This window comes from Psychrobacter sp. UBA3068, from assembly GCF_002366815.1.
Lineage (GTDB): Bacteria > Pseudomonadota > Gammaproteobacteria > Pseudomonadales > Moraxellaceae > Psychrobacter > Psychrobacter namhaensis.
The window spans coordinates 39,875-57,630 of record NZ_DFBY01000014.1; the positions used below are offsets into that span (position 1 = coordinate 39,875).

The following is a 17,756-nucleotide window of genomic DNA, read 5'->3' on the forward strand; positions in this document are numbered from 1 at the left end:
TGTCACAAATGCGAATGGCGTACGTCTCTACTTGAGCAGCAGGCCCGCACGCCAAACGTCGCATTAGTTCCTATTCAATGGGGGCGAGTAAATCTAGTAACGCGGTCACACTGCTAGATTGAGTCAGCTTTGGATTGATGACCACGCCTAGATAGCGCTGCAACTCAATGTTATCTGCCATGTCAATACGTTCTAAATCCTGACTGATCATCGTCTGTGGCAATACCGACCAACCAAGCCCGACAGATACCAACATGCGAATCGACTCAAGTGGATTGGTGCTCATGGTGGCATAAGGCTTGAGATTATGCTTAGCGAATTCGGCTAACGTAATCTGACTGGTAAAGGTATTGGCAGATGGCAAAATAGCAGGGTAACGTGCCAATTGTTCTAAGGTCACATTGGACTTGGTCGCTAACGGTGACAGCGTGCCTGTCATAAAGTAGAGCGGATCTGACCATAGCGTATGATAGGTCAAACGCTTATCGTAAACAGGGGGCAGGGTAACAAAAGCCAACGATAAATCCCCGTCCAATACCGCTTTGTGTGCCTTTTCTGAATCGACAAAATGCACTTCTAACTGCACGGCAGGATAAGTTTGAATAAAATGCTTAAGCACAGGCGCTAAATGGTGCAAACCAATGTGATGACTGGTGCCGATGACTAATTTACCAGAGACAATATGTTGAGAGTGTTGTAGGTTGATTTTGAAATTCTCATAATCTTCTAACCAGCGCTTGGCATGGGGAAGCATTTCACTGGCAGCTTGGGTGGGCACAATCCCGCGACCTACCGTGTCAAACAAAGTAATGTTAAACTCATCTTCTAGATTTTTGATGCGCTTACTGACCGCAGGCTGTGTGATAAACAGCTTTTCTGCAGCGCCTGAAATACTGCCTGTGTGCATGACAGTAACGAATGTCGTTAAGTTTGTGGTGTTCAAACGGATGTCCTTAGCTACTTAGCGAGCTATAAATAAAAGTTGGCTAACCTAATCACAATGTATTAGAAATAAAAGTTTGTATCTGGTTAAAAATCATCAATTATTATTATAGGATTAGCCTGCTATAATCACAAGACATCAGGGCGTATTGTGACATATTTATTCTATTATCTTGATAATTTGCCGTATAAAGCGCGTTCTGATAGCCCAATGTAGTAATAAATGTAAAATGACAGGTAAGCGATGTGTCTGTTTTAAAATGACTGTTACGCTAAAAAAGCAGCTACTCTCAAACAGCAGTTTACATAAAGTGGCTCTAAAAGCGGTGCTAAATAGACATACATTTAAATAAGACGCTCGTTTACTAGTCAGCAAACGAAAAATTCAGTCGTCAGCAACTCATAAAGGATAGCAACATGGCCGGTCAAACGTTATATGACAAACTTTGGAACGCTCACGAAGTCACCAAACGTGATGATGGTTCGAGCCTGATTTATATTGATCGCCATCTGTTGCACGAAGTGACGAGTCCGCAAGCGTTTGAAGGCTTAGAGCTGGCTAATAGGGCGCCATGGCGTTTGTCTGCCAATATCGCAAGCCCCGATCATAACGTGCCAACGGTGACCAAAGAGCGTCTAGAAGGCGTACCTGGTATTAAAGATAAAGTGTCGCGCTTGCAAGTGGTCACACTCGATGATAACTGTACCAAGTTTGATATTGCAGAGTTTACCATCAACGATGCGCGTCAAGGTATCTTGCACGTTGTCGGTCCTGAGCAAGGCTTAGTATTACCAGGTATGACGGTTGTTTGTGGGGATTCGCACACGGCGACCCACGGCGCACTTGGCTGTTTGGCACATGGTATTGGCACATCAGAGGTTGAGCACGTTTTGGCCACGCAGTGCTTGATTCAAAAGAAATCGAAAAACATGCAAATCCGTGTCACTGGTAAGCTTGGCGCTGGCGTGACACCAAAAGATGTGGTGCTCGCTATCATTGCAAAAATTGGTACGGCTGGCGGGACAGGGCATGCTATTGAGTTTGCAGGACAAGTGTTTGAAGACATGAGTATGGAGGGTCGCATGACCGTCTGTAACATGGCGATCGAAGCGGGTGCTCGCGTGGGTATGGTGGCCGTTGATGACACCACCATTGATTATGTCAAAGGTCGTCCTTATGCACCAAACGAATCACAGTGGCAGCAAGCGGAGGCGTATTGGCGCACACTCTATTCAGATGATGATGCGGTGTTTGATACGGTGGTCGAGATTGATGGTAGTGAGATAGCGCCGCAAGTCTCTTGGGGTACATCGCCTGAAATGGTCGTGGATGTCACGCAGTCGGTTCCCACACCTGATCAAGCAGCTGATGAAGCGCAAGAAGAGGGCTGGTTGCGTGCTTATACGTATATGGGATTAGAAGCCGGTCAGAAAATTACTGACATTCACCTTGATCGTATATTTATTGGGTCGTGCACCAACTCTCGTATTGAGGATTTGCGTGATGCGGCAGCTGTGATCAAAGGCCGTAAAGTTGCTGATAATGTCAAAGAAGCGATCGTCGTTGCTGGGTCTGGACAGGTGAAGCTACAAGCCGAAGCTGAAGGCTTAGACACTTTATTTACTGAGGCAGGGTTTGAGTGGCGTGAGCCTGGTTGCTCGATGTGTCTGGCAATGAATGCTGATAAGCTTGAGCCACAAGAGCACTGTGCCTCCACTTCTAACCGTAACTTTGAAGGTCGTCAAGGCAATGGCGGACGTACACATTTAGTGAGTCCCGCGATGGCCGCCGCCGCCGCGTTGGCTGGTCACTTTGTTGATGTAAGAACATTTTAAGACTGGGGCTTGGTCGCTAGTAATGACTAGTGATCCCCTCTCATCAATAAAAAATAATGGACAGGACATTTTATGCAAGCTTATAACACTCAAACCGGAATCGTTTGCCCACTTGATCGCGCAAACGTCGATACCGATCAAATTATTGCAAAACAGTTTTTGAAATCTATTAAACGTACAGGCTTTGGCGTAAATCTGTTTGATGACTGGCGTTATCTCGATGAAGGGTATCCAGGTCAAGACAATAGCACACGCATTATCAATCCAGACTTTGTCTTAAATCAGCCGCGTTACCAAGGGGCGAGCATCTTACTGGCACGCCGAAATTTTGGCTGTGGCTCTAGTCGTGAACATGCCCCTTGGGCCCTCTCAGAGTATGGCTTTCGTACGGTCATTGCGCCAAGCTTTGCTGATATTTTTTATAACAATTGCTTCAAAAACGGTATGCTCCCAATTGTATTGGATGAGGCCACTGTCGATATCTTAATGAAAGCCACGGTTGCCAATGAAGGCTATGAGCTGACCGCAGATCTTGAGCGTCAAGTGGTTATTACCCCAACGGGTGAAGAGTACGCGTTTGAAGTGGATGCTTTTCGCAAACATTGTCTATTAAATGGACTGGATGATATTGGCTTAACCTTGCAACAAAGCGATGCTATTAAAAACTATGAGCATAAGATGATGCAAAAAACCCCGTGGATATTTAACGAAGTACGCGCATAAGTAGTAAATCGGTAAGCTATTACTCAGAAAACTGCTGAACAGCGGCAATGCAGCGTTGAGTTATGAGGGTGAACTGGCTAAAATGAAGGATAGTTTTCTACAATATTTTATCATTTCTCTTATGAAGAGTAGCCACCACTATGAATAAAAAACGTTATGCTCTATGGACAGGTACAATTTTTGCTACGAGCTTGTTATTGTCAGGCTGTCAGCTATTAACTGGCTATCAGAAAATAGATGAGGCAGAAAGTGCTAAGAAGTGGGCAGGTAAAATCCATCCTATTGCTGGTGAAGTGAATATTGCCTGTGTGGGTACTTATCACTGCGAAATTGTACAGATAGATAAAACGCTTGTTATTGCCCCAGACACTCATGAACCCGTCAATTCGAAGATGCTGGTCAATGTACCAAGTGTCTATGCGGCCAAAAATACGGTAAAAGTACCAGCGAATATGAAAGTGGCTCCACTCGCCAATAAAAGTGCCATCAAAATAGTTCCATTAGCCGCGTCTGGGATGCCAGGTCTGACCAACTACTACGCGCGGGTCATGCCGGCAAAGCGCGAAGTCCACGTTAATTTCTATCCAGAAAACAACATCGGTTATGTTGAGCGTTTTGCGATGATTCATGACTTTGTTGAGGCGGGCACCTATCAGTTACGCGCTTATCAAAAAAAATCTAGCGAGCGTTCTGGGAGTTTGCTAGAAACCGCCTCACCTGAGCCTCTCTGTATTGAGCTGCTGCAAGGTAGTAAAGTACAGCGCCGCTTCTGTAAGCAATTGGATACTGAGCATCAAGGTGAGTTTGTGGAAACCAGCATGATTTAGGCAGTGCCAGTCGTGTCTTATGTAAAAAAGCCAAAACAAAATAAACAGCGCATTAGAGTATCAAACTTATTCGTACCCTTTAAGTTACAGTGTCTCTAATTAATAAAGTCTCTAATCAATATAAACCACCTATTCAAAAGGACCAGTATGGCAACGATTTTAACATTAGCAGGCGATGGTATCGGCCCTGAAATCATGACTCAAGCCATTGATGTGCTCGAAGCTATCAACAAAAAATTTGCTTTAGGTTTGACCCTAGAATCGGGTTTGATTGGTGGTGTGGCCATTGATGCGACTGGTGAGCCTTTGCCTGATGAGACGTTGGCGCGCGCACGTGCAGCAGATGCCGTATTACTGGGGGCCGTTGGTGGGCCTAAGTGGGATGGTATTGAACGTAGCAAACGTCCTGAGCGTGGCCTTTTGAAAATTCGTGGGGAGCTTGGTTTATTTGCCAACCTACGCGTGGCAAAGCTGTATCCGCAGCTTGCCAATGCCTCAAGTATCAAACCTGATATCATTGCAGGCTTAGATTTGCTGATCGTACGTGAGCTGACGGGTGGTATTTATTTTGGTGAGCCACGTGGTATTCGCACGTTAGAAAATGGCGAGCAGCAAGGCTATAACACCATGGTCTATAGCACAAGCGAGATCAAACGTATCGGAAAGGTTGCTTTTGAGCTGGCAAAAACGCGTGCCGAAGCAGCGGGTACGGCAGCAAAAGTTTGCTCAGTAGATAAAGCGAACGTCTTAGAGGTCACCGAGCTGTGGAAGCAGACGATGACCCAAATGCAGCAAGCGGACTATAGCGATGTGGCACTGTCGCATATGTACGCGGATAACGCTTGTATGCAATTGATTAAAGACCCTAAACAGTTCGATGTTATGGTGACGGGCAATATGTTTGGTGACATCTTATCTGATGAAGCTGCGATGCTAACAGGCTCTATTGGTATGCTACCGTCAGCCAGCCTTGATGAAGCAGGTAAAGGCATGTATGAGCCATGCCATGGTTCGGCGCCTGATATTGCTGGACAAGATAAAGCCAATCCACTGGCCACTATTTTGTCTGTCGCCATGATGCTGCGTTATACGTTTAAGCAAGAAGCGGCCGCCCAAGTGATCGAGCAAGCGGTAAGTGATGTTTTAGATGATGGACTTCGTACTGTTGATATCTTAGATAGCAGTGAAGCTGGATTGAAGCAGGTAGGCTGTCAAGAAATGGGTCAAGCCGTGTTGGCCAAGCTGCTATAAACAAACCACTTCTCGTACAGCCGTATTTTTTATAGAATTTTTGCCATTCTCATTTTGTGATTGTTCCGCCCATAAGTTGCTAAGCAATTTATGGGTTTTTTATGGCGCTATTATTGGTGTTAGGACACTGATCTCAATGAAGAGAAAAATGGCTAATAGAATCTCGATTCTAACAATGCAGCGTAAATGATGAGCCATCATTAACAGAGACACTGTACAAGGCAGGTCTTTTTAACACAAAGCTGTTATATGCTCACAGAGGGTTATGGCACCATAACTATACTTGTAAAGGAATAAAAAATTGACGGCTGCCTTAGAAGGTAGCAGGGATGAAACGTCGGCTTTCAATAAACTTCATCATGAAAGGGTCAAAAATTCAAAATAACAAACCTTGATAACCTTAAAAAAAATAACGATTTTATAAAAAATTAGGAGTGTGACATGTATCAATTAAAAAAAATGAGCACGGCGCTAGCTATGATTGGCGTCTCTACGGCTATGTTTATAGGGCAGAGCGTTGCCGCAACGACGGATAGCGCGAGTGTGGGTAATGCAGCAGGCACTACTCAAGATATCAGCCCCGTGACCAATGGCGTCAGTCAAAAGCTCACAGGAGATAGCAAGGCGGTAACATCGCTAAACGAGTTACTTCCTACTATCAAGTATACGACAGATAACTTATCAACCGTGGCCAAAAAAGTAAATGACGCCACTTGGACCGCAGGGTCAGATGTAGACCGTAATGTTGGTACGAAATTGCAGGCGTTGTTGAATTGGCATCATAATGGTGCTGGACCTGTGGACGGCTATTGGGGCAAAAATACTCGTAAAGCAATGCAAGCGTTCCAAAAGGCAAATGGTCTAACTGTTACTGACACTCTAAACAATGAGACATGGCAAGCGCTGACCAAAAACGAAAAACTCGCGAGGCAGCCAGTGTTGGTCAAGTATCAGCTTACCGATGCTGACGTGAATGTCACGACGACCACTATTCCTGCTAGTGCTGAAGCCAAAGCCAAACTCGATGGTATGTACTATGAGAGTATCCCAGAAGCGTTAGCAGAAAAATTTCATCTCAGCGAGAAGTATTTAAAAGCCCTGAACCCTAACGCCAGTTTTACTGCGGGTGAGACGATCACTGTCTATAATCCCGGTAATCCTAATACTAAGCCTGTTAGCCGCATCGTTGCGGACAAGGCGACAGAAACATTATACGCCTACGGTGAAAATGGCAAATTAGTTGCCAGTTATCCGACGACAGTGGGTAGTACAGCAACCCCATCGCCAACAGGAACCCACACCGTAGAAGTGAAAATTCATGAGCCTAACTATACGTACACAGCTGATGACGGAGAAAAATCTATCATTCCTCCAGGTCCTAACAACCCAGTCGGATTGGTTTGGATTGGTCTTAGCAAACCTTCCTATGGTATTCATGGTTCACCAGATCCCGCTCGCATTAGCCGTCAGGCCTCAGCGGGTTGCGTACGGTTGACCAATTGGGATGCATTGGCGCTTTTGGGCGTAATTAAGGATGATGCGACGGTTGAATTTAAATAAATCCTTGATCTTGAGGTGACGTTTTTATTCCAATAAACTGTAAAAACCAGACAAAAAAATACCGCTGAAATGAGCGGTATTTTTTATGGTAAAACAGGAATTTTATTGAACACTAAAACATTGATAGGCAATAATGAGCAGATTAGCATTTTCATTATTATTATCAGTTAAACCACTCAAGCATTCATATCAGTAATAAAGAAGCTATTTAATAGTTAGTAGCTGGCTGTATTTACAAAAATGCTTTTATAACCATTTTAGTTAAGCAAAATTTAGTTTTTACCACGGTAAGTAATACGACCTTTAGACAGGTCATAAGGCGTCATTTCAACCTTAACCTTATCACCAGTCAAGATGCGGATATAATGCTTACGCATTTTACCAGAGATGTGCGCAATGATTTCGTGTCCGTTTTCTAAACGAACTTTAAATAAAGTATTAGGAAGGGTGTCGATGACTTCGCCTTCAAATTCAATAATATCGTCTTTTGCCATAATTTGTATCAATCAGTTAAAAATAAGCCCATATTATACGTAAGTTAGCGGATTAAAGCAATACGAAACCTGGTTTTGACTTGACAGCCTGTAAGTGATATGTATGTCAATCAGGTAAATTGAGCCAAATAGGGGTTAAAGGCGCGTCTGGCAACAGTTGTTGGAAGCGCTCAGGATAGTAAGCATTAATAAAATATAAGCCATCACCAGAAGCGGTAGGCGGTGCAATGGTACGGTCTTTTTTATTCAAAATGTTCAAAAAATCGTCTGGTACTAACTCATACTTGCCAATGGCATGTAAGGTGCCCATTAAGTTGCGCACCATATGGTGTAAGAACCCATCTGCTTGAATGTCAAAAACGATAAACTGACCATGAGCAAAAATCCTTGCGTGGCTGACGTTACGCACTGGCTGATTGGATTGGCAAGCCGCCGCCCGGTAACTACTAAAATCGTGAGTACCAACGATATCAGCCGCTGCCCGTTGCATTGCTGCTAAGTCGAGAGGTTCATAGATGTGCGTCACTTGATGATTGAGTATCGCCGGACGTTGCGTTTGATTGAGCGTAATATAGCGATAACGACGGGCAATAGCACCAAAGCGCGCATGAAAGTCAGCTGGCATCGGTTGTACCCAGCGTAGCGCGATATCGTCAGGTAGTAAGCTGTTGACGCCGCGCAACCAGTTGTGAGTGGGACGATACGCGTGAGTGGTGAAATGGGCAATCATATTGCTGGCATGCACGCTGGCATCGGTACGCCCAGCGGCGATGACCTCTACTGGCTCGTTGGCGACTTTACCAATAGCCGTCTCTAGTGCCTCTTGCACACCCAGCACCTCTCGTTGCCGCTGCCAGCCGTGGTAATGTGTGCCTAAAAATTCAATCGCAATCGCTAACGTGTAAGTTGGCGAACGTTCAGGTTTACTGATTTTAGTCTGGGACATTGGCGTTTCGGCGCTTATAAAGTGAGAATAATGAATGGTGGTTTACCGTTTTTTGATGGTCGTGCCAGTTTGATTGATACTGTTCAACCAGCGCTGTCTGCGCCTTGCTGGGGTGTCATAACGTAGTAGTAACCACAGTAACCGTGCATAAATAGCAGGAATGGTTAAACGACCACCAGCAATGACATGATGGTCATATTGCCAACTGCCAGCGGCATAGTTATCGCTAACACCCCCAAACGGGCATTGGCTGGCACATATCACCATGTGTCCTTTTTCATGAGCCAGCTCTAGCGTATCTGCCAAGGCTTTTGAATAAGGAATATTACCAGCGCCAAAGCCTAATAGAATAATGCCACAGGGTTGCTGTGATAATAGGGCTTGGAGTTGTTGAGTGATGACCTCAACGTCATTCGGCAAACAGTATAAAGCATGAACGCGGGCATAGTGAGCGCGGCTTTGAATGCTACTTAATATTTCTTGCCGATCATCAAGCCAATGCTGCCGGCGGATATCTGAGAGGTTTTTTATATAACTATTGGCTGGATATGCTGCCCGAGCATGACCGGTAAATGCCATCAAATCATGACTGTGAATCTTTTGTACTGTCTGCGCAGGCCAAGCTTCACCGCCAAAACTTATCTTGACACCTGCCTCACCAGCCGCTGCTAGTTTTAGCGCCTCGTTAAGGTTGTCCCAAGCATCGCTATGGGCATCGATACTATAAGCATGTAGGTTCTCGCTGTCCAATAATGGGCGCATACTTCCGGTGACAACGACACAAATATCGCTACCTGCGAAGGCTTCTGCTAAAAATGCACCCAAATAACTTAAGGTATCAGTACCAGTGATGACCACAAAGCGCTTGTCACCTTGCGCATATGCTGTTAGCAGCAGCTGATAGAAGTGCGTAAAATCGCTAGGCGTCAGTTGACTACTGTCTTTAATCAGTGGGTTATCTAACCATGAAATTTTCGGCAAATTGATAGCATTATCTTGATCAGCCAAGAGTTTTTGTAACGTGGGTAAAAACACTTCTGCTGATAATGGCGCTAAGGGTCGCCCATAGCTACCAAAGGTGCCACCAGCATAAATCAGTTGAATGGGATCAGAGAGGGTCTTTGTCATAGCAGAAGAGGGCATAGTATAGTCTTGGTGCAATAAAAAAGTGTGAGAGAAAAAAGAGGCTAGTCATAATATAACGGTTGAACGCAAAAAAATCAGCAAGTATCCCACAATGATAGAATACCTGCTGTTGCGCGAGCGGGCGATTTACTACGCTGTACGCTCAAGTAATGCTTTGGCTTGATTTTGCTGTTCACTATTACCCTGAACCATCACTTCATTCAGCAAACGCTTGGCACTGTCATATTCGCCTAATTGTAGATACTGAGCCGCCAAGTCTAGCGTCACTTGATGACTGTCTAACGATTTCACAAAGTCAAAGTCTGCTGAAAAACGTGATGAGAAGTCTTCTGCTGTTTCCGCCTCTGCTTCAGTAGTAATGTCAGTGTTGATTTCAACCGGAGCATCTGGGGTGGCTGCTGTTGGTGAGTCAGACAAAGAGTCAAGATCGAAGTCATCGTCTATTAAAATGTGATCATCAAATAACAACGGAGCAGTTGGTGTGGTACTAGACTCTTCATCAAGCGCATTTTCTAAGTCATCATCGAGTTGTAAGTCATCATCGAGGGACAGTTCTGCAATCTCACCATGCTCAATATCGTTGTCTTCAAGTTTACTCTCTTCAACATCAGCGTCTTCAAGAATAAAACCATCACTATCGCTACTGTCATCTGCAAACACAGGATTTTCGTTTTCTAATACTGTCTCTGGGCTATTTGTTTCGTCTAAACTGTCTAAAGATAAAGTAAAGTCATTGTCATCTGCTTGAGTGGTATCAAGCGCCAATGCTTCAGCGGCAGGTTGTTCCGTTTCTTTATCGACATCGCTCGCTAAATCGTCAAAGTCTAAAATAAATTCTTCATTATCTAGCGACAACTCTTCAGCCGCACTATCAGGGCTATTTGGATGGACAGGGGACTCTGTCAGTGTAGTGTTTTCTTCAGATGCGTCAAAACTAAAATCAAAGTCACTAATGTCAGTGTCTTCGCTGGTGATAGCGTCATCCGTGGTGGAGACATCACGGCTGTCATCGTCTGTACTATCTAAGTCTGTACTATCTAACGATGTGACAGGAGAGACGCTAGTAGTGTTGGGTTCATCGAAGTCATTTTCAAAATCGCTCAGACTAAGGTCAAAGTCGTCTGCGCTATTTTCACTGGCAGCGTTAACCTCATGCAAATCATTTGAAAGTGTGGGGGTGGCGCTAGGCGCGTCTATCAAAGTACTACTATTTTCGTCAGCGTCTGGCTGGTCGGCAAGAGCTTTTTTCTCAGCGACTGGACTGCTCGCTAAATCAAAATCAATACTTTCAAAGTTGGGGTTATCTTCTACCGGCACCTCTTGTGTCACGTCTTGACTCTGCTCTTCAAAAAATAGAGCCTTTAGCTCATCGGCTCGCGCGATGCTGGTTGCATCGTTCTGAGTCTTGATAGCGTCATACACGTGTTGAAAGTTTTCTGGCTGATTGGTAGTAGCGTACACACTAAGTAGCTTCAGCGACAACTGGCTATCATGCGGCTTTTCTTTAAGACCACGATTGAGCGTTTCAATCGCTTTGTCATAGCGCTGTTGATCTATAAAGCGTTGGGCAATGGTAATATGGTCGAATTTTTTGTCGTCACCTTTATTGCTTTGGGCAGGAGCATCATGATCCGTTTTAGCCGTTGCAGTTGGCATCGCTACTTTCCTGCCTGACGGTGGTACTGAAGGTTTCTGCGCTTTTTGTTTGCGCAGTACCAAACCCGCGACTAATAAGATAAGCACCAATCCGGCGATGATATATAGCATATTGTCCATAGTTACTCCCACGCCTATGATCATGGCACACTGTGTTGATCAGTCAGGCAATTATTGATTGCGTAGTTTTTTGAGACGAGCTTGTAGCTCAGCCAGTTTTTGGTTTTGTAGTTGAATTTTTTTAGTGTAGCTATCCAGTGCACTACTGGTTTTTGACAAGCGCTGAGCTTGTGACGCGGCAGTTTGTCTTGAGGCTTTAAGCGTGGCCAATATATCTGTGCTGACACCGTTGCCTGTTGTCGCTGCTGATTTTTCTTGTGTCCCATCTGCACGACCCTCACTACCAGGCGCTAGCACTGAAAACTGTGCTTTTGGTAATGTTTGTGTTTTAGTGATTGTTGGTTTATCAGAACGTTTGGCCGTTTTTGTCGTCTCAGGCGATGTGTTGGAGGGTGACTTAGCGGATTTTTTTGGCACAAGTGGCTTCGTTCTGCGACTATACAGTCTTTGCGCACTGATAGCGGCTTCTAGGTCTTTTTGTGAGGGTATGACGTCGTAACTAGGTAAGTGTAGTTTGGCATCTGCTTTTAATTGATCCGCGTCTTTATTGATAAAAGCGTCCGGATTTTGTGATTGGATCTGTTTCATCACTGTTTGGATATCTAGATTGTTTTCTTGCGCGATTTGCTGTGCTATAACCCATAGACTATCGTTGCGCTGCACCTGATACTGGGCGGTAGTGCTATTAGCTGCGATGGTGTTAGTACTACTACTGCTACGGACTACGTTAGGCGTTGCCGCTTCAACGGTGCTGGTAGGTACATTGCTGGCTGAAACGGTCTTTAGAGTATTTACTTCGTTGTATTCTGGAGCTGGAAGAGTAGGCGTAGTAGCGACCATGCCCTTCTCTGATTGACTACTGGGCTGTATTTGACGAGTGACTTGTATATTTAACACGTCCAAGGGTTTGTTAGTCGTGACTGTAGTAGGCGTATTACTGTCCTTCACTAACGCTTTACCACTGATTGTGGCCGCGTCATTTACATCGGTTTTGTTACCCGTCTGATTATGAGCTGCACGCTGAACAGAGTTGCTGTCGGTATTATTAGTACCATTATTAATACTAATGGTCACAGCACTGCTGTCTGAGTTTAAGTGGGCATTAGCTAAGCGGCCGCTATCTAAACGACTAGGGGCGTAAGCCAAGTTGTTACTTTGTTGTGTAGCGGTCACAGTAGGGGTTTGAATACTAGGGGCTTGTCTACTAGGCGCTGATATGAGTGGCGGCGGTGCCCCTTCTCGAACGGTCAAGGGTTTAGCCACACTGGCAGAAACGCTTGGCAAGTTGGGTTTTTTGGCGCCTGTCACAATATGTTTTGTCGTGTCAATCGGTAGGCTATCACTAAGTGGCATCAGTAAAGTCTTAGGGACGACATTGCGCTGACCATTATCGTTTATGGCCAACACCACATCAGCAAAAGGTTTAGACACAGGCTTTGAGGTACTAATAAATACTTGACCACTGGTCGCCGAGGTAGGCGTAAAGCGTATCGTCATGGAGTCCGTTGGGGTAAGTCCCATTTGCTGATAAATGACTGGGCTTGCCAAGCTGGCGGAAAAATCCGCTGCTTGTATGCCAGTGACCGTAATACTCGCGGTGAGGGGCTCATGTTGAGCAGAGGTCACAACCGTCTTGCCAATCGTAGCAGCTTGTGTGCTCGACATGAGAGCGACGTAGCCCACCGAACAGAGAAGTGTCATTGATATCGCGCGATATACAGGAGTCAAGCGATGAGATAAATGACAAGACATGAGCCGCCCTTTAGGAGATGAAGATAAGTTATCTTTGCTGTTATAACAAAATAGTGTTTAGTTTACCAGTTTATTTCATAACTGTTGGGCACACCATAAAAAATGTCTTTATCGTGTTCAGTCAGATTTTTTATCAAGCAGCATCGCATCACCGTAGCTAAAGAATCGATACTGGTTTTTGATGGCATGCTGATAAGCCTGTTCAATAGCCGCTTTACCCGAAAACGCCGACACCAGCATTAACAGAGTTGATTTGGGTAAGTGAAAATTGGTCAACAAGCGATCTATGACCCCAAACTTAAACCCTGGATAAATAAATATATCCGTATCCCCTGACCAGCTAGAAAGGGCTTGTCCATCACTGGCGGTTTTTTGATACGCCGTTTCGAGAACGCGCGTGACGGTCGTGCCAACAGCAATGACTTTTTTGCCATTTGCATGCGTTTGATTAATAAGCTCGGCAGTGGCTTGCGGCAGATGGGCATATTCGCTATGCATGGTGTGATTGAGTAGGTTGTCTGTTTTCACAGGAGCAAACGTACCAGCGCCAACGTGTAGCGTCACAAAAGCCGTATTCACACCTTTTGCCGTAAGCTTACTGAGTACGGATTCATCAAAGTGTAAGCTTGCGGTAGGGGCCGCCACACTCGCAAGCTTGGTTGGATCGTGAAAGACCGTTTGGTAGCGGGTATTGTCTGTCTCATCAGCGTGGCGCTCAAAATAAGGCGGAATAGGCAACTCACCGTAAAGCTCTAAATGCGGCAAAATAGGTGCCTCAAACGCTAGGATAAATAAGTTATCTTGACGGCCAACCATCACCGCATTCATATGATCATCGGCAAGGTGCAGGCGTTGGCCAAGCTTGGGTGCTTTACTGGCTTTGACATGACAAAGGGCAAGATGCTCTCGATTGACGGGTGTCTCGTTTGTTGTTTCTAAATGCAGCGTCGTTGTATCCAAGTCTGATATATCAACCAAACGCTCAATCAGTATTTCAACCTTACCGCCAGTGTCTTTTTGGCCAAACAAGCGCGCTTTCATTACCTTGGTATCATTAAATACGATTAAGTCACCCTCATTTAACAAGTCCGGCAACTCAGCAAATAAGCGATCTTCGACTTGGGTAGGGTTTCTTTGTGCACTGGTGGGCAAATACAGAAGTTTTGAAGCAGAACGCTGTGACAGCGGATAGCGAGCAATCAAGCTATCTGGTAGCTCATAATCGTAGTCATCGACGCTCAGATAACTCAAAGTGTCATTATTTTTATCGGAATCAATCATTGCGCTAGTATCAGTATCTACAGAGTGAGAGTTGGTCATAATCAGTCTTTAAATGAATGTAAATTTTGGCGTAATTGTAGCAGAAATGAGGCTATGAAAGGACAGTTTAATAGAAACGCAGACATATAAAAACGCTCTGAAACTTTTAAATAGCCTAAGTAAAATTTAATAATAATCAGTAAAGTTCTATGAAAAAAATTATAGACTACATTACTCAAATAAATTTAACTGCGGCCGTAACTGTGCAGCTGGTGCTAATGATGAGAAAGTAACGCCGACGAGGCGAATAGGCAGCTCGCGTGGAATGTCTAAAAACAGCTTATCTAACCAATAATGTGCGGATTCAGCACTGTCAAAAGCAGTCGATAGGGTGTGTGAGCGCGTAATTTGAGTAAAGTCTGCATATTTGACTTTTAACGTAATGGTGTAGGCAATGAGTTGTTTTTTTTGCATCTGATGAAACGCATCTTTGTTTTGTTCATAAATCTGGACTCGCAGTTCATCATCATTGTGTAAATTGTCTTTGAATGTGGTCTCCGAACCAACAGACTTATACGTACGTTCAGGTTTTACCGCACGCTCATCACGGCCATGAGCAATATCATGATAGAACTGTCCGCGCTTGCCAAACTCCTGCACCAATACCGCAGCTGGCGTGTGCTTAAGATCAGCGCCACTCTTCACGCCCATCGCGTGTAAACGCTTGGCAGTGGCCTTGCCAATACCGTGAAAGCGCTCGATAGGTAGCGTACTGATAAAGGCGTCAGCATCTGTTGGCGTGATCACGGCTATGCCATTGGGTTTATTGATATCCGAAGCGATTTTGGCCAACATCTTGTTAAATGATACCCCAGCCGAAGCCGTTAAACCTGTGTGCGCTAGGATTTGCGCCCTTAGCCAATTGGCCATTAACGTCGCTGAACCTTGATGAACTTGCAAGCCAGTGACATCCAAGTAAGCCTCATCTAATGACAAGGGTTCCACAAGAGGCGTTAAGTCGTACATGATCTCACGAATTTTGCTGCTGACGGCTCGATAAACTTCAAAACGCGGACGTACAAAGATGACCGCTGGACAACGTTTGCGTGCCTCATAACAGGACATAGCGGAACGGACACCAAATTGCCGTACCTCATAACTGGCCGCTGCGACCACACCGCGACCATTCGGATCGCCCCCAACAACCAATGGCTTACCACGCAACTCAGGAAAGTCACGCTGTTCAACACTGGCGTAAAAAGCATCCATATCGATATGAATAATCTTACGAAGGCTCGGATTTGTAGAAGCTGTCATAACTGTTATCTTATCTGACTTCACCGCTTGACGTCAGTATCAATCGTTAGTGGAATAAAAATGCCATTTATGCAGAATACTACATTTATTAAATTTGGTTTTTCTTCGCTACCTTTTATCACGACAATTTAACCGTCTGTCATGAATATTTTAGGTAAATGTTACAGTTTTGACGCTGGTGTTCTACACTAGAATCTCCAACGTAATCAATCACGGGGGAACGATAAACAGTGTCTTCTTTGCCTCTTTATAAATAAAAAAAGACACTGCTTATGGCTCGTACCAAACATGAAAAAGGTGTTTGGTAATATTAACGCTTTAAAACTGCATAGTTTTCAAGGTGTTTAAAAGAATTAAGGAGCTAAAGATGAATAATGAACTAAAAGGGAGCGATTTAACGCGAGCGATGCTAGCAGGCGGACATAAACAAATATGGTGTGCGGTCTGTGATGAAAGTGATGAGCAAGCCATGATGGATCACTATGATAATGATTTTACTGCTTATATCGTGTCATTTCATGACGGATACTTTCACTGCCGTGCTGGTACACCATGGAGCTTTGCCGTCCCCATAAAAATTAGTGCTGTCACGCAACACGAAATAGAGATGTAAGCACCACGACAAATACGACTGACACAAAAAAACCTCCAAAAGAGGAGGCTAGATTGTTTTAGTATTGGTACCAGTGGTCGGACTCGAACCGACACGCTTTTAAAGGCAACGGATTTTGAATCCTTTGGCTATCTCAAATAACTAGATATACTTAACGATAATAAGCAATGAGTAGAGATAAAATATATTTATAAACAATTACTTAGGGTTAAATTAACTATATTTAACTATAACTAAAAAGATGTAACAATATTTTTCAAGTATCAAATAAGTATCAAAATTACTTTTAAAAATTGGTTTGTTTAACTAGTTTTAGATCTCGTCGTTAATTTTAATATGATGAAACGCATTTATGTAACGGACTTCGATTCAGTTAAGAGTACCAAAAAAGTTATCAGCAGATTGTACAAAATATTAAATTATATAGATTGTAATAATTAAACTTTGACCCAACCGTTTATCCCTAATTATTACATTGAATGCGCAGCATATCGAATCAGCTGCGTACATTTATTTATTGCTTAGCCAATAAGCTCTCTAGTACATAATTCTTTATTATACATTAGATACAAGCAGTCCTTAGTAGTCCAAATGCATTTAATATCACTGATCCTCTTCAGATTCGAGCGATTGTCATTAAACTATTGATTTAGCGCGTTTGGATAGTCGAGCTTATTATTTGCTTATGCTTCCTAAAGGTGCAGATGACCTTTTTTTAATATTTAGTACTCTTCATAAGTAGCTTTAAGGTCACGTTAAGACATTTCTTTACCAAGGATCCATATTAGTCCAAGCATAAACATAACCGAGAACCTCTAAGCTGTCTGTTTTGGATTTAGAAATTTTCTCATCTGGATATTCCTTGTTCTTACATTGTAGTAGCAGGCCACCATCAGACTGATTAAATAGTGCTCTTACCCCGTAAAAGCTATCCGTTCTTATCAAGTAAAACTTGCCGTTTTTTATAGTGCGTTTAGTTAAATCTACTGAGCACTGTGCACCAATAGTGATTATCGGCTGCATGCTATGGTCTTCTTGATTATAGAATAGGGTCTTACTTAAGTTACTGTTCGTCCGTTCAGCAATTTCAGATTGCGACCTTAATGGTTGTTCTACATGTTTAAAATTTTCTATAAAAACACTTAAATTGGGATATTTCTTTATCTGTTCTAAGGTCGACCTATTTTCAAACCCCAATATTAAGCACACCACCTAAGTAAAATGATAAATACAAAAAGGTTGCTAACGCTATATTTTATAATACGTGAGCAACCTTTTTCACTACTACCTATGGTAACCCTCCCAAACTTAAG

15 protein-coding genes are annotated in these 17,756 nt (G+C 43.8%); 6 read left to right on the plus strand and 9 right to left on the minus strand.

Annotated features, from left to right (window positions below; all coding sequences use genetic code 11):
* Positions 1 to 70: 70 nt before the first annotated feature.
* The gene (locus B2P60_RS03595) at positions 71 to 943 is read right to left on the minus strand and encodes a LysR family transcriptional regulator (protein WP_193006668.1); all 873 of its coding nucleotides are present in this window, start codon (positions 941 to 943) and stop codon (positions 71 to 73) included.
* 416 nt (positions 944 to 1,359) lie between these two features.
* Between B2P60_RS03595 and leuC the strand changes: the two genes are divergently transcribed.
* The 5 genes from leuC to B2P60_RS03620 all read left to right on the plus strand — a co-directional run bounded on the left by leuC (position 1,360) and on the right by B2P60_RS03620 (position 7,139).
* Entirely contained in the window at positions 1,360 to 2,778 is a 1,419-nt protein-coding gene (gene leuC / locus B2P60_RS03600; RefSeq protein ID WP_286739501.1) for a 3-isopropylmalate dehydratase large subunit, read from the plus strand.
* A gap of 72 nt (positions 2,779 to 2,850) precedes the next feature.
* Positions 2,851 to 3,501 (plus strand): 3-isopropylmalate dehydratase small subunit, encoded by a 651-nt coding sequence (leuD, locus tag B2P60_RS03605; protein WP_198334128.1) that lies wholly within the window; start codon positions 2,851 to 2,853, stop codon positions 3,499 to 3,501.
* Positions 3,502 to 3,641: 140 nt separating this feature from the next.
* Entirely contained in the window at positions 3,642 to 4,328 is a 687-nt protein-coding gene (locus tag B2P60_RS03610; RefSeq protein WP_286739502.1) for a hypothetical protein, read from the plus strand.
* Between the two features lie 147 nt (positions 4,329 to 4,475).
* Positions 4,476 to 5,579, plus strand: coding sequence for a 3-isopropylmalate dehydrogenase (gene leuB / locus B2P60_RS03615; RefSeq protein ID WP_230710534.1), 1,104 nt, complete (start codon positions 4,476 to 4,478; stop codon positions 5,577 to 5,579).
* Between the two features lie 441 nt (positions 5,580 to 6,020).
* Positions 6,021 to 7,139: a L,D-transpeptidase family protein gene (locus B2P60_RS03620; protein WP_286739504.1), complete on the plus strand. Its 1,119-nt coding sequence runs from the start codon at positions 6,021 to 6,023 to the stop codon at positions 7,137 to 7,139.
* A 272-nt stretch (positions 7,140 to 7,411) separates the two neighbouring features.
* Here B2P60_RS03620 and infA read toward each other — a convergent pair whose 3' ends face one another.
* The 7 genes from infA to dinB form a co-directional block, all read right to left on the minus strand.
* Positions 7,412 to 7,633, minus strand: a complete 222-nt coding sequence (gene infA / locus B2P60_RS03625; protein WP_021814850.1) for a translation initiation factor IF-1 — start codon at positions 7,631 to 7,633, stop codon at positions 7,412 to 7,414.
* A gap of 106 nt (positions 7,634 to 7,739) precedes the next feature.
* Positions 7,740 to 8,579 (minus strand): tRNA pseudouridine(38-40) synthase TruA, encoded by an 840-nt coding sequence (gene truA / locus B2P60_RS03630; RefSeq protein ID WP_193006674.1) that lies wholly within the window; start codon positions 8,577 to 8,579, stop codon positions 7,740 to 7,742.
* A 42-nt stretch (positions 8,580 to 8,621) separates the two neighbouring features.
* The gene (locus tag B2P60_RS03635) at positions 8,622 to 9,722 is read right to left on the minus strand and encodes an asparaginase (protein WP_226949556.1); all 1,101 of its coding nucleotides are present in this window, start codon (positions 9,720 to 9,722) and stop codon (positions 8,622 to 8,624) included.
* Between the two features lie 132 nt (positions 9,723 to 9,854).
* Positions 9,855 to 11,501 carry a FimV/HubP family polar landmark protein gene (locus B2P60_RS03640; RefSeq protein WP_286739505.1) on the minus strand — a complete coding sequence of 549 codons (1,647 nt, stop codon included), beginning with the start codon at positions 11,499 to 11,501 and terminating at the stop codon, positions 9,855 to 9,857.
* A 51-nt stretch (positions 11,502 to 11,552) separates the two neighbouring features.
* Positions 11,553 to 13,166, minus strand: coding sequence for a type IV pilus assembly protein FimV (locus B2P60_RS03645; protein WP_286739508.1), 1,614 nt, complete (start codon positions 13,164 to 13,166; stop codon positions 11,553 to 11,555).
* Between the two features lie 204 nt (positions 13,167 to 13,370).
* Positions 13,371 to 14,534 carry a tRNA preQ1(34) S-adenosylmethionine ribosyltransferase-isomerase QueA gene (gene queA, locus B2P60_RS03650; protein WP_414706621.1) on the minus strand — a complete coding sequence of 388 codons (1,164 nt, stop codon included), beginning with the start codon at positions 14,532 to 14,534 and terminating at the stop codon, positions 13,371 to 13,373.
* A 210-nt stretch (positions 14,535 to 14,744) separates the two neighbouring features.
* Positions 14,745 to 15,830: a DNA polymerase IV gene (gene dinB, locus B2P60_RS03655; protein ID WP_193006678.1), complete on the minus strand. Its 1,086-nt coding sequence runs from the start codon at positions 15,828 to 15,830 to the stop codon at positions 14,745 to 14,747.
* 367 nt (positions 15,831 to 16,197) lie between these two features.
* Between dinB and B2P60_RS03660 the strand changes: the two genes are divergently transcribed.
* The gene (locus B2P60_RS03660) at positions 16,198 to 16,443 is read left to right on the plus strand and encodes a hypothetical protein (RefSeq protein WP_193006679.1); all 246 of its coding nucleotides are present in this window, start codon (positions 16,198 to 16,200) and stop codon (positions 16,441 to 16,443) included.
* Positions 16,444 to 17,211: 768 nt separating this feature from the next.
* Here B2P60_RS03660 and B2P60_RS12330 read toward each other — a convergent pair.
* Positions 17,212 to 17,655, minus strand: coding sequence for a S24 family peptidase (locus B2P60_RS12330; RefSeq protein WP_414706620.1), 444 nt, complete (start codon positions 17,653 to 17,655; stop codon positions 17,212 to 17,214).
* Positions 17,656 to 17,756 lie beyond the last annotated feature (101 nt).

Excerpts from the sequence above, each read along its gene's own strand:
- B2P60_RS03620 (WP_286739504.1), top strand. The coding sequence starts at position 6,021 with ATGTATCAATTAAAAAAAATGAGCACGGCGCTAGCTATGATTGGCGTC.
- truA (WP_193006674.1), bottom strand. The coding sequence starts at position 8,579 with ATGTCCCAGACTAAAATCAGTAAACCTGAACGTTCGCCAACTTACACG.
- B2P60_RS03640 (WP_286739505.1), bottom strand. The coding sequence starts at position 11,501 with ATGGACAATATGCTATATATCATCGCCGGATTGGTGCTTATCTTATTA.
- leuC (WP_286739501.1), top strand. The coding sequence starts at position 1,360 with ATGGCCGGTCAAACGTTATATGACAAACTTTGGAACGCTCACGAAGTC.
- dinB (WP_193006678.1), bottom strand. The coding sequence starts at position 15,830 with ATGACAGCTTCTACAAATCCGAGCCTTCGTAAGATTATTCATATCGAT.
- B2P60_RS03610 (WP_286739502.1), top strand. The coding sequence starts at position 3,642 with ATGAATAAAAAACGTTATGCTCTATGGACAGGTACAATTTTTGCTACG.
- B2P60_RS03635 (WP_226949556.1), bottom strand. The coding sequence starts at position 9,722 with ATGCCCTCTTCTGCTATGACAAAGACCCTCTCTGATCCCATTCAACTG.
- infA (WP_021814850.1), bottom strand. The coding sequence starts at position 7,633 with ATGGCAAAAGACGATATTATTGAATTTGAAGGCGAAGTCATCGACACC.
- B2P60_RS03645 (WP_286739508.1), bottom strand. The coding sequence starts at position 13,166 with ATGTCGAGCACACAAGCTGCTACGATTGGCAAGACGGTTGTGACCTCT.
- leuD (WP_198334128.1), top strand. The coding sequence starts at position 2,851 with ATGCAAGCTTATAACACTCAAACCGGAATCGTTTGCCCACTTGATCGC.
- B2P60_RS03660 (WP_193006679.1), top strand. The coding sequence starts at position 16,198 with ATGAATAATGAACTAAAAGGGAGCGATTTAACGCGAGCGATGCTAGCA.
- leuB (WP_230710534.1), top strand. The coding sequence starts at position 4,476 with ATGGCAACGATTTTAACATTAGCAGGCGATGGTATCGGCCCTGAAATC.
- queA (WP_414706621.1), bottom strand. The coding sequence starts at position 14,534 with ATGATTGATTCCGATAAAAATAATGACACTTTGAGTTATCTGAGCGTC.